This window comes from Sphingomonas sp. AP4-R1 (assembly GCF_013113735.1).
In the GTDB taxonomy this organism is placed as follows: Bacteria; Pseudomonadota; Alphaproteobacteria; order Sphingomonadales; family Sphingomonadaceae; genus Sphingomonas_I.
Genome location: NZ_CP053346.1, coordinates 4,174,165 through 4,187,089 on the forward strand (window position 1 = coordinate 4,174,165; position 12,925 = coordinate 4,187,089).

Annotated in this window: 15 protein-coding genes and 1 tRNA gene; 10 read left to right on the forward strand and 6 right to left on the reverse strand. The window is 67.2% G+C overall.

The features are described 5' to 3' along the window. Positions 1 to 321: 321 nt before the first annotated feature. The 3 genes from HL653_RS19070 to aguB are packed head-to-tail and all read left to right on the forward strand — an operon-like array spanning position 322 to position 2,506. Complete coding sequence (locus HL653_RS19070) at positions 322 to 1,299, forward strand: agmatine deiminase family protein (protein WP_171745910.1); 978 nt, start codon at positions 322 to 324, stop codon at positions 1,297 to 1,299. Further along, complete coding sequence (locus HL653_RS19075) at positions 1,299 to 1,649, forward strand: DUF3147 family protein (protein ID WP_171745911.1); 351 nt, start codon at positions 1,299 to 1,301, stop codon at positions 1,647 to 1,649. Before HL653_RS19070 ends, HL653_RS19075 begins: the two co-directional genes overlap by 1 nt. Positions 1,650 to 1,657: 8 nt before the next feature. Next, complete coding sequence (gene aguB / locus HL653_RS19080; RefSeq protein WP_171745912.1) at positions 1,658 to 2,506, forward strand: N-carbamoylputrescine amidase; 849 nt, start codon at positions 1,658 to 1,660, stop codon at positions 2,504 to 2,506. Between the two features lie 108 nt (positions 2,507 to 2,614). Here the strand turns inward: aguB and HL653_RS19085 are convergent, their stop codons facing one another. Continuing rightward, the gene (locus HL653_RS19085; RefSeq protein ID WP_171745913.1) at positions 2,615 to 3,265 is read right to left on the reverse strand and encodes a uracil-DNA glycosylase; all 651 of its coding nucleotides are present in this window, start codon (positions 3,263 to 3,265) and stop codon (positions 2,615 to 2,617) included. Between the two features lie 95 nt (positions 3,266 to 3,360). On the opposite strand from HL653_RS19085, the gene folK reads away from it, so the two are divergent. The 3 genes from folK to HL653_RS19100 all read left to right on the forward strand — a co-directional run bounded on the left by folK (position 3,361) and on the right by HL653_RS19100 (position 4,256). Beyond that, a complete protein-coding gene (gene folK / locus HL653_RS19090; RefSeq protein ID WP_171745914.1) occupies positions 3,361 to 3,849 on the forward strand; it encodes a 2-amino-4-hydroxy-6-hydroxymethyldihydropteridine diphosphokinase in 489 nt (162 codons plus the stop codon). Positions 3,850 to 3,863: 14 nt separating this feature from the next. Further along, a tRNA-Lys gene (locus tag HL653_RS19095) sits at positions 3,864 to 3,939 on the forward strand. Positions 3,940 to 3,986: 47 nt separating this feature from the next. Continuing rightward, positions 3,987 to 4,256 (forward strand): hypothetical protein, encoded by a 270-nt coding sequence (locus HL653_RS19100; RefSeq protein WP_171745915.1) that lies wholly within the window; start codon positions 3,987 to 3,989, stop codon positions 4,254 to 4,256. A gap of 22 nt (positions 4,257 to 4,278) precedes the next feature. Here the strand turns inward: HL653_RS19100 and HL653_RS19105 are convergent, their stop codons facing one another. After that, the gene (locus tag HL653_RS19105) at positions 4,279 to 5,058 is read right to left on the reverse strand and encodes a 2OG-Fe dioxygenase family protein (protein WP_216599899.1); all 780 of its coding nucleotides are present in this window, start codon (positions 5,056 to 5,058) and stop codon (positions 4,279 to 4,281) included. 145 nt (positions 5,059 to 5,203) lie between these two features. Between HL653_RS19105 and tyrS the strand changes: the two genes are divergently transcribed. The 3 genes from tyrS (at position 5,204) to HL653_RS19120 (ending at position 8,191) form a co-directional block, all read left to right on the forward strand. Continuing rightward, the gene (tyrS, locus tag HL653_RS19110; RefSeq protein ID WP_171745916.1) at positions 5,204 to 6,433 is read left to right on the forward strand and encodes a tyrosine--tRNA ligase; all 1,230 of its coding nucleotides are present in this window, start codon (positions 5,204 to 5,206) and stop codon (positions 6,431 to 6,433) included. A gap of 13 nt (positions 6,434 to 6,446) precedes the next feature. Further along, positions 6,447 to 7,325 (forward strand): bestrophin family protein, encoded by an 879-nt coding sequence (locus tag HL653_RS19115; protein WP_171745917.1) that lies wholly within the window; start codon positions 6,447 to 6,449, stop codon positions 7,323 to 7,325. 164 nt (positions 7,326 to 7,489) lie between these two features. Beyond that, positions 7,490 to 8,191 carry an EI24 domain-containing protein gene (locus HL653_RS19120; protein ID WP_171745918.1) on the forward strand — a complete coding sequence of 234 codons (702 nt, stop codon included), beginning with the start codon at positions 7,490 to 7,492 and terminating at the stop codon, positions 8,189 to 8,191. Between the two features lie 78 nt (positions 8,192 to 8,269). Here the strand turns inward: HL653_RS19120 and HL653_RS19125 are convergent, their stop codons facing one another. The 4 genes from HL653_RS19125 to HL653_RS19140 all read right to left on the reverse strand — a co-directional run bounded on the left by HL653_RS19125 (position 8,270) and on the right by HL653_RS19140 (position 12,350). Continuing rightward, complete coding sequence (locus HL653_RS19125) at positions 8,270 to 9,160, reverse strand: bestrophin family protein (RefSeq protein WP_171747117.1); 891 nt, start codon at positions 9,158 to 9,160, stop codon at positions 8,270 to 8,272. A gap of 88 nt (positions 9,161 to 9,248) precedes the next feature. Continuing rightward, positions 9,249 to 9,494, reverse strand: coding sequence for a hypothetical protein (locus HL653_RS19130; RefSeq protein WP_171745919.1), 246 nt, complete (start codon positions 9,492 to 9,494; stop codon positions 9,249 to 9,251). 389 nt (positions 9,495 to 9,883) lie between these two features. Beyond that, positions 9,884 to 11,944, reverse strand: coding sequence for an ATP-dependent DNA helicase RecG (gene recG, locus HL653_RS19135; protein ID WP_171745920.1), 2,061 nt, complete (start codon positions 11,942 to 11,944; stop codon positions 9,884 to 9,886). A 22-nt stretch (positions 11,945 to 11,966) separates the two neighbouring features. Further along, entirely contained in the window at positions 11,967 to 12,350 is a 384-nt protein-coding gene (locus tag HL653_RS19140) for a hypothetical protein (protein ID WP_171745921.1), read from the reverse strand. Positions 12,351 to 12,569: 219 nt separating this feature from the next. Between HL653_RS19140 and HL653_RS19145 the strand changes: the two genes are divergently transcribed. Further along, positions 12,570 to 12,836 (forward strand): succinate dehydrogenase assembly factor 2, encoded by a 267-nt coding sequence (locus HL653_RS19145; RefSeq protein WP_171745922.1) that lies wholly within the window; start codon positions 12,570 to 12,572, stop codon positions 12,834 to 12,836. Positions 12,837 to 12,925 lie beyond the last annotated feature (89 nt).

A 12,925-nucleotide genomic window follows, 5' to 3' on the forward strand; every position in this document is an offset into this window, starting at 1 on the left:
GTTTCGTGCCTTGTGTCCGTTGCGACAGGCCCACTCGGTCGAGAGGCTTTTGTGCCCCTCACATCCCGTTCGTCCTGAACCCTTCGACTACCTGCCAAGGCAGGCGCTCAGGACAGGCTGGCCTTCGGCCAGTCGAAGCACGTGCTGCAAATGATACCGCCAGAAGCCCGTCCTTCGACTTCGCTCAGGACGAGCGAATGGGGGGAGACTGAATGGCCAATCCATCGCGTCGATACCGTCTCCCGGCCCCTCTGTCCTTGACCCGCAACGGATCGCACGTATCTCCCGCCCTCCCAGTTCACCGTCCCGAGGAAGTTCGCCATGCCGTTTCGCCAGCCGCCCGAATGGGCCGATCACGATGCCGTGTGGATCGGCTGGCCGAGCCATGCCGAGTTGTGGGAAGAGGATCTGGAGCCCGCGCGCGCGGAAGTCGCCGCCTTCGCCCGCGCGGTGCGCGCCGGGGGCAAGGGCGAGCGCGTGATCCTCGTCGCCGCGCATGACGAAGCCGCCGAGGCGGCGCGCGCGGTGGGCGATGTCGTGGTTGTGGAGGCCCCCTTCGGCGACATCTGGCTGCGCGACACCGGCCCGCTGATCGTGATGGACGGCACCGACACCGGCGCCGCCACCTTCCGCTTCAACTGGTGGGGCGGCAAATATCATCTGCCGGGTGACGAGGATATCGGCGCGCGCCTCGCCGCCTCGCTCGATCTGGAGCCCAAGGCGGCCGACTGGGTATTGGAAGGAGGCGCGATCGACGTGGACGGCACCGGCCTCGCCGTCACCACGGAACAGTGCCTGCTCAATCCGAACCGCAATCCCGGCCTGTTGCGCGCCGATCTGGAACGCCGCCTCGCCGCCGATCTCGGCCTCGATCGCATCCTGTGGCTGGGCCATGGCCTCGCCGAGGATCACACCGACGGCCATGTCGACAATCTCGCCCGCTTCGTCGGCCCGAACCGGCTGGCGCTGCCCGAGCCGGCCGGCGAGGACGATCCCAATGCGGACGTCTATCGCGACGCGGCCGACCGCGCCCGCGCCTTCGGCGTCGAGGTGGTGACGATCCCCTCCCCCGGCCTCGTCGAGCGCGACGGGGAGATGGTGCCCGCTTCCTATATGAACTTCTATATCGGCAATGCCGCCGTCGTGGTGCCGCTCTATGGCGCGCCCAATGACGACGCCGCCGTCGCCGCGATCGGCGCGCTCTTCCCCGACCGCGAGGCGATCGGCGTGCGCGCGGATCATATCCTCACGGGTGGCGGCAGCCTGCACTGCATCAGCCAGCAGATTCCGCGCCGCTGATGACCGCGCTCGCCGTCCGCGCGCTCCTCTCGGGCCTGATCGTGGCGCTCGTCGCGCTCATCGCCCGCAGGAGCCCCGCGTTCGGCGCGCTCGTCGCGTCGCTGCCGATCGTCTCGCTGCTGGCGATGATCTGGCTGTGGCGCGATACGCATGATGCGGAGCGGCTGGCGGCGCATGTGGAGGCCACCTTCTGGTATGTCCTCCCCTCGCTTCCTATGTTCCTGCTCATCCCGGCGGGGCTGCGCCACGGCATCGGTTTCTGGCCGATCGTCGCGGCCGGTTGTCTCGTCACATTCCTGCTCTATCTGCTGACCATTGGCATCGCTGCCCGCTTTGGTGTGAGGCTCTGACCCCCGACATGACCGAAATTACCGTCGCCGCCCTGCAACTCGCTTTCACGAACGACATTCACCAGAATATCGCCGCCGTGTCCGATCTCGTGCGCGAGGCGGCTGGCAAGGGCGCGCAGGTGATCCTGCCGCCGGAGCTGTTCGAGGGCGAATATTTCTGCCGCGTCGAGGATGAGGGCCTGTTCGCCACGGCCAAGCCCACCGCCGAGCATGACTCGGTGAAGGCGATGCAGAAGCTCGCCGCCGAGTTGAACGTGACGATCCCGACCAGCTTCTTCGAGGCGGACGGCCCGCATCACTACAACAGCCTCGCGATGATCGGCCCGGACGGCAAAATTCAGGGCGTCTATCGCAAGAGCCACATTCCCGACGGCCCCGGCTATGAAGAGAAATTCTACTTCCGCCCGGGCAATACCGGCTTCAAGACCTGGCCTGCCGCCGATACCATGATCGGCGTCGGCGTGTGCTGGGATCAATGGTATCCCGAAACCGCGCGCGCGATGATGCTGATGGGCGCGGAGGTGCTGTTCTACCCCACCGCGATCGGCAACGAACCGCACGATCCCTCGCTCGACACGTCCCGCCTGTGGCGCCGCGCGATGATCGGCCATGCCGTGTCGAACGTCGTGCCCGTGGTCGCCGCCAACCGGATCGGCACCGAGCATGGCCAGACCTTCTACGGCCACAGCTTCATCTGCGATCAGCGCGGCGATCTGCTGGCCGAATTCGGCGCGACCGAGACGGGCGTGCTGGTCGCGACGCTCGACATCGATCTGGCCAAGCGCCACCGCGCCGCCTTCGGTTTCTTCCGCGATCGCCGGCCGGAACTGTACGGGCGGCTGGCGCAGGACATCTGAGGGCGCGGCCCTTCCCCCTCCGTTCGTGCTGAGCCTGTCGAAGCACTGTCCTTCCCGCTTTGGCAAAGAAAAGGACGGTCCTTCGACAGGCTCAGGACGCGCGGAATTTTAGCGCGGATCGGCACTCAGCTCGATCGCCTGCGCGAACACCGCTTCCAGCATCTCCGCCGTCAGCACGCCGGTATTCTGGTTGTAGCGCGAGCAGTGATAGCTATCGAGCAGCAGCATCCCGCTCGGCATCCGATGCACGTTGCCGTGGCCGAACGGCGCCTTGGGCAGCCGCCCACCCAGTGCCTTCACCGCCGCCTGGTGCGCGATCTGGCCGAGCGCCAGCACCACGCGCAATCTGGGCAACGTCTCCAGATCGCGCTCTAGGAAGGGGCGACAGGTCCGCATCTCTTCCGGCGTCGGCTTGTTCTGCGGCGGCAGGCACCGCACCGCATTGACGATGATCGCGCCATTCAGCGTAAGCCCGTCATCGGGCGCCGCGAGATATTCGCCGCTGGCCAGCCCCAGCTTGAGCAACGTCTCGTAGAGCAACGGCCCGGACCGGTCGCCGGTGAACGGCCGCCCCGTGCGATTGGCGCCCTGCATCCCCGGCGCAAGCCCGACGATCGCCAGCCATGCATCCGGATCGCCGAACGAGGGCACCGGCGCATTGAACCAGTCGGGATGCGCCGCACGCTGCTCCTCCCGAAACGCGACAAGGCGCGGACAGAGCGGGCAATCGGATGAAGGTTCGGCAACGGCAAGGGTCATGATGCCCCGCTACCCGGATGCAGGCCGCCCGACCACTCCCTACTCCGCCCCAAATCCCGCATGACGCACGCCCTCGGCCTCGCTACCCGGCCGCCATGCACCGTTACGCAATCGCCCTCGGCTCGAACCGCCGCCACGGCCGCCATGGCAGTCCCGAGGCGATCCTGCGCGCCGCCGCCGCCGCGCTGGGCGACGACATCCGCCTCACCGCTTTCTCGCCCATCATCGCCACGGCCGCCGTCGGCGATCGCGGGCGCCGCTTCGCCAACGCCGCCGCCACGATCGAGACGGAGCTTCTGCCCCCCGCTTTGCTCGCCCGGCTCAAGCGGATCGAACGCGATTTCGGGCGGCGGCGCGGAAAAAGATGGGGCGCGCGCGTGCTGGATCTCGATATCTTGCTCTGGTCCGGCGGCCGCTGGCGATCGCGCCATCCGAAGCTGGAAATCCCCCATATCTGGCTGGAAAAGCGGCGCTTCGTGCTGGATCCGCTCGTCCGCATAGCGCCGCACTGGACGATCGCGGGCACCACAAGAAAGATCGTCCATGCCCATGCGCGGTTGACCGCCGCTAGGCACCTCCCCTAGGGGCGGGCTTCGGTGGGTCCGTAGCTCAGTCGGTAGAGCAAGCGACTTTTAATCGAGAGGTCCCGGGTTCGAATCCCGGCGGACCCACCAGTTCACGATCGACCCGGCTTTCTCCGCCCCGGCGACACGAGCACCGCATGGCCAAGAGCAAACGCTATCTCACCGCCACGATGGCCGATGGCTATGTGAAAACGATCGGGCCGACCGCCTCGCCTTTCACCCATTATTGGCGGATCGTCGCGCATCTGGCGGATGGCGCCACCGAAGTTTTCTGGGGTCATTCCAAATCGCTGAAGGAGGCGACCGGCAAGAAGGCGGCGACGGCCGATGCCGCCCGCCAGCGCGGCTGGGTGCGCTACGATTTCGAGGTGGTCGAACTGGTCGAATCGCTGCATCCGCCGCGCTGACGCGGCGGCCGGCCCATCCCGATCAGGCGGCCCGCCAGGTCACCACCAGCACGTCCCGATGCGCGGGCAGAGCGGGATCCAGCGCGCGGATGGCGGTCACGCCGTGCCGGATCCGCCTGTCGTCCAGCAGCACGGCCTCGCCGGGCTCGGTCAGGGTGAAGCTGTCGCGCCGGCCCGCCTCGTCGATGATCCGCGTGGTGCCCGCATCGACATTGGTCCGCCCGGTCAGCATCACCAGAACCCAGTCGACACCGTCACGATGCATGCCCTCCGGCGTCGGCAGCCCGAGCGCGCCGCCGCGCGCCTCGATCCGGAACTGGTGAAGCTCCACGTCCCAGCACCGCGCGGGATAGCCGCCTTCGATCGATGCGAAGAGCGGCGTGCAGAGCGCGAACAGCCGCTGCGCGATCGGATGCGCGACGAAGGCGTCGTGAACGGGCGCGAACCAGCGCTGCCGATCGCCGTTCAGCGGATTATGATCCTTGCTCTGGAAATGCGCCTGATGCGGCTTGCGGATCAGGCCCCCACCCTGCGCGCGGAACGCCGCATGGCGCCGCCGACGATAGCGCCCGCCATCCGCCATATGATCGTCCAGCGGCATATCGCTCCACATGGCCGCGAACGACGCGAATTCCGCCGGATCCTGCGCGCCCGCCAGCGATCGAAAATCGCGGGCGTCGAGATGCACATAGCCCTTGTCGGCCAACGCCCCCGAAAGGCGGGACAGGGGCTGAAGCTCGTCGATACCGTCCATCTTCCCCGTCTCGTAGCCCGGCGGCGATGGGATGCCGGAGGGGCGCATGGCGATCGCCCGCTTCCTATCTCGTGGGCTGGCCGTCATTTTTAAAGCGGGTGGAATACGGATCGTCGCAAAGCCCGGCGGTCTTTCATCCCGCCGCTATCCACGGCTCGCAACCCTCGCGTCGCCATGCTAGGCGCGCCCCGCAATGTCACACTTCCAGTCCGATCTCCTCCGCCTGCTCGACGAGCGTGGCTATATCCATCAGGTCACCGATCCGGCGGCGCTCGATGCGCTGGCGTCGAAGCAGGTGGTGCCCGGCTATATCGGCTTCGATCCGACCGCGCCTTCGCTGCACGTGGGTTCGCTGGTGCAGATCATGCTGTTGCGCCGGATGCAGCAGACCGGCCACAAGCCGATCGTGCTGATGGGCGGCGGCACCGGGAAGATCGGCGATCCGAGCTTCAAGGACGAGGCGCGCAAGCTGCTGGCCGAGGACGGAATCGCGACCAATGTCGCCTCGATCAAGCGCATCTTCGAACGCTTCCTCACGTTCGGCGACGGTCCGTCCGATGCGGTGATGGTCAACAATGCCGATTGGCTGGATGCGCTGGAATATATTCCCTTCCTGCGTGACGTCGGCCAGCATTTCTCGGTCAACCGGATGCTGAGCTTTGACTCGGTCAAGCTCCGGCTGGATCGCGAACAGTCGTTGAGCTTCCTTGAATTCAACTACATGATCCTCCAGGCCTATGATTTCCTGGAGCTGTCGCGTCGCGCCGGCTGCCGCCTGCAGATGGGCGGATCGGACCAGTGGGGCAATATCGTCAACGGGATCGAGCTGTCGCGCCGCATGGACGGCACCGAGGTGTTCGGCGTCACCACGCCGCTGATCACCACGGCCGATGGCGGCAAGATGGGCAAGACGATGGCGGGCGCCATCTGGCTGCACGAGGATCAGCTGCCGCACTTCGATTACTGGCAGTTCTGGCGCAACACCGACGATCGCGACGTGGGCCGCTTCCTGCGCCTGTTCACCGACCTGCCGCTGCATGAAATCGCCAAGCTGGAGGCGCTGCAGGGCGCCGAGATCAATGAAGCGAAGAAGGTGCTGGCGGACGAAGCCACCGCTCTGTGTCGCGGCAAGGGCGCGGCGTCCGTCGCCGCCGCCACCGCGCGCGCCACGTTCGAGGAAGGTGGCGCGGGTGACGCGCTTCCGAAGCTTTCGGTTCCCACCGGATCGATCGGCATCATCCAGGCGCTCACCGTGCTGGGCCTCGCCGGATCCAACGGCGAGGCGCGCCGCAAGATCGCGGAGGGCGCGGTTCGCCTGAACGATCTGCCGATCAAGGACGACACGTTCCAGATCCAGCTGGAGGCCGATGCCAACGTGAAGATCAGCCTGGGCAAGAAGCGCCACGCGCTGCTGACGCGCTAGAGGAAACCCCGCCATGATCGTCGACGGCGTTCCCAACTTCAAGACGATCGTGCGCGAGATATGGCGCCCGCTGGCAGGGCTGTTCGTGTGGGACGTGGCCGTCACCGGCTTCTATCTCTATTCGCCCTTCCACGCGCCCGAACTGCCGCTCACCTTGTTCGGCACGGCGCTCGCGCTGTTCCTCGGCTTCCGCAGCAATTCGGCCTATCAGCGCTGGTGGGAGGGGCGCGTGCTGTGGGGGGCGCTCATCAACGCCTCGCGCAGCCTGACGCGCAACGTGATCGCCTTCCTCGGCCGGGACGATCCGCGCGCGCAGGCGATCGTCCTGCAGCAGATCGCCTATGTGCATGCGCTGCGCTGCCAGCTCCGCCGCCAGCCGCTCGACGGCAAGGTGCGCGATTTCCTGCCGGCCGACGGGATCGATCACCTGCTCTCGACGCAGAATCCGGCCAACAGCCTGCTCGAGAATATCGGCGTGCGCGTGGCGGCCGCCTCCGACGAAGGCCGGATCGATTCGATCAAGCAAACCCATCTCGATGCCGTGCTGATCGATATCGCCAACGCGCAGGGCGGGATGGAGCGGCTGAAGAACACGCCGCTGCCCAACCAGTATCGCTTCGTGCCCGCGCTCTTCACCCGCCTGTTCTGCCTGCTGCTGCCCGTCGGGCTGGTGGAGACGCTGGGCATCGCCACTCCGGTCGGCTCGACGCTGGCGGGGCTGATGTTCCTCGCGGTCTTCGCGATCGGAGACGATCTGACGGACCCGTTCGCCAACACCGTCCACGATCTGCCCCTGTCCGCCATGTGCCGGACGATCGAGGCCAATCTGCTGCAATCGCTCGGCCGGGAGGCGCCACCCCCCCTCCATCCGCATCACGGGATCCTGCTGTAGCCTCGGTACCTTAAAGAAGCCGTTCGTGCTGAGCCTGTCGAAGCACGGGCTGCAAACGATGGGGCCAGAAGCCCGTCCATCGACTTCGCTCGGGATGAACGGCGGAACGGGTCTCGCGTACAGCTCTCGCCGGAACCACGCCCATCCACAGCCATTTCCTTTCGGTGTTGCGTTCCCTGCCCCTTTCGCTCGCCGATCTCGCGCGGCCGCAGATCGTCGCGATCCTGTTCCGCTCGCTGTTCGCGACGTTGCTGATCTTCGTCGGGCTCGGCATCCTCGCCCTCTGGGCGCTCGATGGTGCCGATCCGTGCAGCCTGATGAGCATGCAAAGCTGCGAGCTGGGCGCGTCCGCCAGCGGGCTCGGCGCCCTGCTCCTCACCGGGCTCGGCATCTGGCTCCTGTTCCCGGCCGTCGCGCTCGGCGTGATCGCGGCCTATTCGGACCGGGTCGTATCCGCCGTCGAGACGATCCATTATCCCTCGGCCGCCGCGATCGCGCGGCCGGTCGGCGTGCTGGGCGCGCTGCTGCTCGGCCTGCGCTCCGCGGTGCGGCTGCTGCTCTACAATATCGTGGCGCTGCCCTTCTATCTGCTGCTGCTGTTCACCGGCATCGGCCCGATCATCCTGTTCGTGATCGTCAACGGCGTCGCGATCGGCCGCGATTTCGGCGAGATGGTCGCCGCGCGGCACAGGCCCGCCGTCGAAAGCGGCCGCTGGCTGCGCTCGACCCGCGCGGAGCGGGCGGCGATCGGGATCGTCATCACCGCCATCTTCCTGCTGCCGATCGTGAACCTCATCGCCCCGATACTGGGAGCGACGATGGCGACGCATCTGTTTCACGAGCGGCGGCCGCGCGACGGAGCCTAACCTTCGTCATCGCGAGCGTAGAGACGCAATGACGAAGGACGGGTGCTCGATCCTTTGCCTCTCGATACTCCCGCGGCCTTACCAGAGCACCCCGTTCACCGGCTGGGCCGGCGGCGGCGCGGGATCGCCGATGCCCTGCAGCAGATCGATCTCGATCGTCCGGCAGATCGCACTCAACGGCACGTCATGAACTGCATTGGCGAAGGGGTCGACCAGATCATCACCGATCCGGAGCGCGGCGAGAAACATGATGCCCGCCACCGTCGATCCCACCGGCGTGGCGATGCCCAGCGTCTCGACCAGCCCGATCGGCAGCAGCACGCAGAACAGGCGCGTGAAGAATTCCGGGAAGAAGCGGTAGCCGTTCGGCAGCGGCGTATTCTTGATCCGCTCCATGCCGCCCTGCGCGTTGGCCATGTCGATCAGCAGGCTTTCGATGCGCGACTGCTGGATCGTGTCGATATGCCCCTGCCGCTGCGCCTGCGCGAACCGGCGGCCGGTGCCGTCGAGCAGGCCGTTGGCGACGTTGGCGCGGCTGAGCCCCTCCTGCGCCTCCTCCGGGCTCAGCATCCGCAGCACGTCCGGCGCGGGATCCTGCCGCCGCAACTGGCAGCGCAGCGCATGGACATAGGCGATCTGGCGCAGAATGATCGTACGCCGCAGATCGTGCGTCGCCGCGCCGCCCCCTTCCAGAAACGTGCTGGACGCGCGTGCCAGGCTGCGCGATGCATTGACCATCGCGCCCCACAGGATGCGCCCTTCCCACCAGCGCTGATAGGCCGAGTTGCTCTTGAAGCCGAGGAACAGCGCCAGCACCGTGCCGAACAGGGTGAGCGGCAGCGCCGGCGCATGGAACGGCATGATGAAATAGAAGGCCGTGACGATCACGTCCCACAGGAACAACGCGCCGAGGACTTTCCAGATCTCCGTGAAGATCTGGCGGATACGGGGAATACGATTCAGAATCATGGATTTGGGACCAGGCGGCAACAGGGTGAGGATCGCGCGGGGCAGCGGGCGACGAAGAGGTTTGGCGGCATCACGCCGGATCGGGAGATCAACGCCCATCGGCGCCGTCTTCGGCGTGATCGCCGTCAGGTGCGCCTTCCGCTTCTTCGACGGCACCGAAGGCCACGAAGCGCAGACCGATCAGGCCGAACATCAGCGCCGCGCGCGAGGCCGCGATCATCGTCTGCGGCGTTTCCGTCACGTGCGACGCGAACAGCAAGGCGACACCCACGAACAACGTGGCGACGACGAGCATCGCGCGCCAATGCGTACGGCGGGCGGCGGTAAGGGTCATGCAACCATACTCCGGCCTGAGTCTGCGCCGCGACGGAGGCATCGCGGCGAATGGCCGTTCGCCGGGAAGCGACAGGCATCCTCTCCAATCACCGGCTCAAGCGGCAGGTGTAGCGACGATATCGGGTATGAGGGCCTCTCTGCCAACCATGCTGCACTGCAGCGCAAGCATTCCTACTGAGCTGGAAACTCTGAGAAAAATAAACGCCGCAAAGCCACACACCAGCAATGCTGAGACACGGGAACGTGTCGAAGTGTGGCCAATGAGAAGCAGCCGGGGCCAGATATAAGCCCCACCGTGCTCCTGCGGACGCAGGAGCCCAGAGCTGCGGGCGGCACGCTTGCGGCCCTGGACTCCGGCTTTCGCCGGAGTACGGAAACGCCTGTCACTCAGCCGGAGTGCAGCAGCCCCACGGCGGCATCCCGCTCGAAAAGATAGAGAGCGATCCGGGCGGCCTGGCCGCGCGGCCCTTCCAGCCCGCCGTCGCGATCAACGAGGAGGCGGGCGTCATCGCTCGCCACCTCGATCAACGCCTGCACCTGTTCGGGGCTGGCGAGCCGGAACGCCGCCTCGCCCGACTGGCGCGTGCCCAATATCTCGCCCGCACCGCGCAGGCGCAGATCCTCCTCCGCGATGCGGAAGCCGTCATTGCTCTCGCGCAGCAGAGCGAGGCGCGCACGCGCCGTCTCGCCCAATTGCCCGCCGCGCAGCAGGATGCAGACCGAGCGCCCCTCGCCCCGCCCCACGCGCCCGCGCAACTGGTGGAGCTGGGCGAGGCCGAAGCGATCGGCATGCTCGATGATCATCAAGGTGGAATTGGGCACGTCCACGCCCACCTCGATCACGGTGGTGGCGACCAGCACGCCGAGGCGGCCGGTCGAAAAGGCTTCCATCACCTGATCCTTCTCCGGTCCCTTCATGCGGCCGTGGATCAGCCCGACCGTCTCGCCGAAGCGCGCCTTCAGCATGATCGCGCGGCTTTCGGCGGCGGCGAGGTCGCTCGCCTCATTCTCCTCGACCAGCGGACAGACCCAATAGGCCTGCCCCCCGGCCGCCAGATGACGCCCGAGCCCGTCGACCACCTCGCCGAGCCGCTCTTCGGAGATCACCCGCGTCTCGATCGGCTGGCGCCCCGGCGGGCGCTCGTCGAGGCGGCTCACGTCCATCTCGCCATATTGGCTGAGCGTCAGCGTGCGCGGGATCGGCGTCGCGGTCATCGCCAGCAGATGCGGGGGGCGCTCCGCCTTCTGCGTCAGCAGCATGCGCTGGGCGACGCCGAAGCGATGCTGCTCGTCGATCACCACCAACCCCAGATGGCGATAGGCGACGGCCTCCTGGAAGATCGCGTGCGTGCCGACGAGGATGTGGATCGATCCGTCGGCGAGGCCCATCATCGTCGCCTCGCGCGCACGGCCCTTGTCGCGCCCGGTCAGCACCGCGATGTTGACGGGCAGGCCCGCCAGCTGGCGCGAGAGCGTGTCATAATGCTGGCGCGCGAGGATCTCGGTCGGTGCCAGCATCGCCGCCTGCGCGCCCGCCTCCACCGCCACCAGCATCGCCATCAGCGCCACCAAAGTCTTGCCCGCGCCGACATCGCCCTGCAGCAGGCGCAGCATCGGCGCGGACTGGGCGAGGTCACCCTCGATCTCGCGCATCGATCGCGCCTGCGCGCCCGTGGGCGAATAAGGCAGTTTCAGCGCATCGCGCAGCCGCCCGTCGCCCACCAGAGGATTGCCGCGCCGCCGCCGGGAGCTGGCACGCACCAGCATCAAGGCGAGCTGGTTGGCGAACAGTTCGTCATAGGCCAGCCGCTCGCGCACGATCCGCTCGGACGGATCGGCGTGGATGCGCGTGACTGCGTCGCGCCAGTCCGGCCAGCCGTGGCGCGCGAGCAGGCTCGGCTCGATCCATTCGGGCAGATCGGGCATCCGCTCTTCCGCAGTCTGGATCAAAGCGGCGAGCCTCTTGCCGGTGAGCCCTTCGGACAGCGGGTAGACGGCCTCGCGCTCGGGCAGCGCCTTCGCCTCGTCGGGCGCCATCACCTCAGGGTGGACGATCTGGAGCCACTGATCGTAGCGCTCCAGCTTGCCGCTGATCGCGCGCGGCTCGCCCAGCGGCAACAGTTTCTTCGCATAGCCGGAGCCGCCGCCGAAGAAGACCAGCGCCACCGTGTTGTCGGCCGCGTCCATCGCCACGACGCGGGCGGGCGCACGCGCCGATCCGCCGAAGCGATAGTCGGTCGGCGTCACCACCGTCGTCACGATCTGGCCGACATCGGCCTCGTCCAGTTCCGTCACCGTCTTCCGGTCGATCCAACCGGTCGGCAGGTGGAACAGCAGATCGCGCACCTTCGCGAGCCCGAGCCGGCCGAGCGGCCTGGCGAGCGCGGGTCCGACGCCTTTCAGGGCCTCGATTTCAGTGAAGAGCGGGTGAAGTATGTCCGGCCGCAAGCGCTGCCCAAGCCTGTTGCGGTCAGTCGGTCAGCCAGACGAGATCGAAGCGGCCGCCCTTCCAGATGGCCACGCCGTCCGATGCCTCGCGAAAGCCGAAGGCGAGTTCGTTGCCCTTGAGCGTCACGCGCGGACGATTGCAGCGCATGCCGCGCGCGCCAAAGCCCTTGCCGCAGGCCGTCGCGAACTCGCCGCTCTGCGCGGTGCCGAGGTAGAAATTGGCCGGATCCGCCAGCGACATCAAGGTCAGCGGCTTGCCCAGCGCCGCGCCGCGCCGGAGCAGCAGCTTGTAGCCCTCGGCCGCCTTCACCACCTCGGCCGTGTCGCGCTTGCCGTCATGATCGAAGTCGCCCGAAACGGACGGCAACGATGCCAGCGACAAGGCGACGGCGAGAAAGGGTATCATGGGCGGGTCCCGGCGATAGAAGCCGCGTATTTTGTACGCGCGGGACGGTGCGGACGCAACCGTTGCGGAGGGCCCTCGAGCGCGGGCCGGCTTCCCCCCGTATCCCCTCGTCGCCCCAACCGGCCATTGTCTCCCGCGCGCGTGGCTCCTAGATGCCAGCCTTCACCCCACCTCACCGGCGTCGCGCAGCGGCTGCCGGCCATTCCGCATTGGACGAAGATGGACCGCGACACCCGCCTCAAGCGCCTGCGTTTCCGCGCCTGGCATCGCGGCACGAAGGAAGCCGATCTGATGATCGGTGGCTTCTACGACCAGTGCGCGCAGGACTGGAGCGACGCCGACATCGCCTGGTTCGAAGCGTTTCTGGAGGAGCAGGACGTGGACATCATGGCCTGGGCGATGAAGGTCCAGCCGATCCCGCCCCAGTGGCAGGGACCGATGATGGAGCGCCTGTGCCGTCTCGATTTCGTGGAGGTGCAGAAGTGAGCGCGTTCGATCTCCCCTCCTGCTTGCGGGAGGGGTCGGGGGTGGGCCAGCCCGCCCTCTCGATAGCGCATCGCCTGCCATCATCGTCG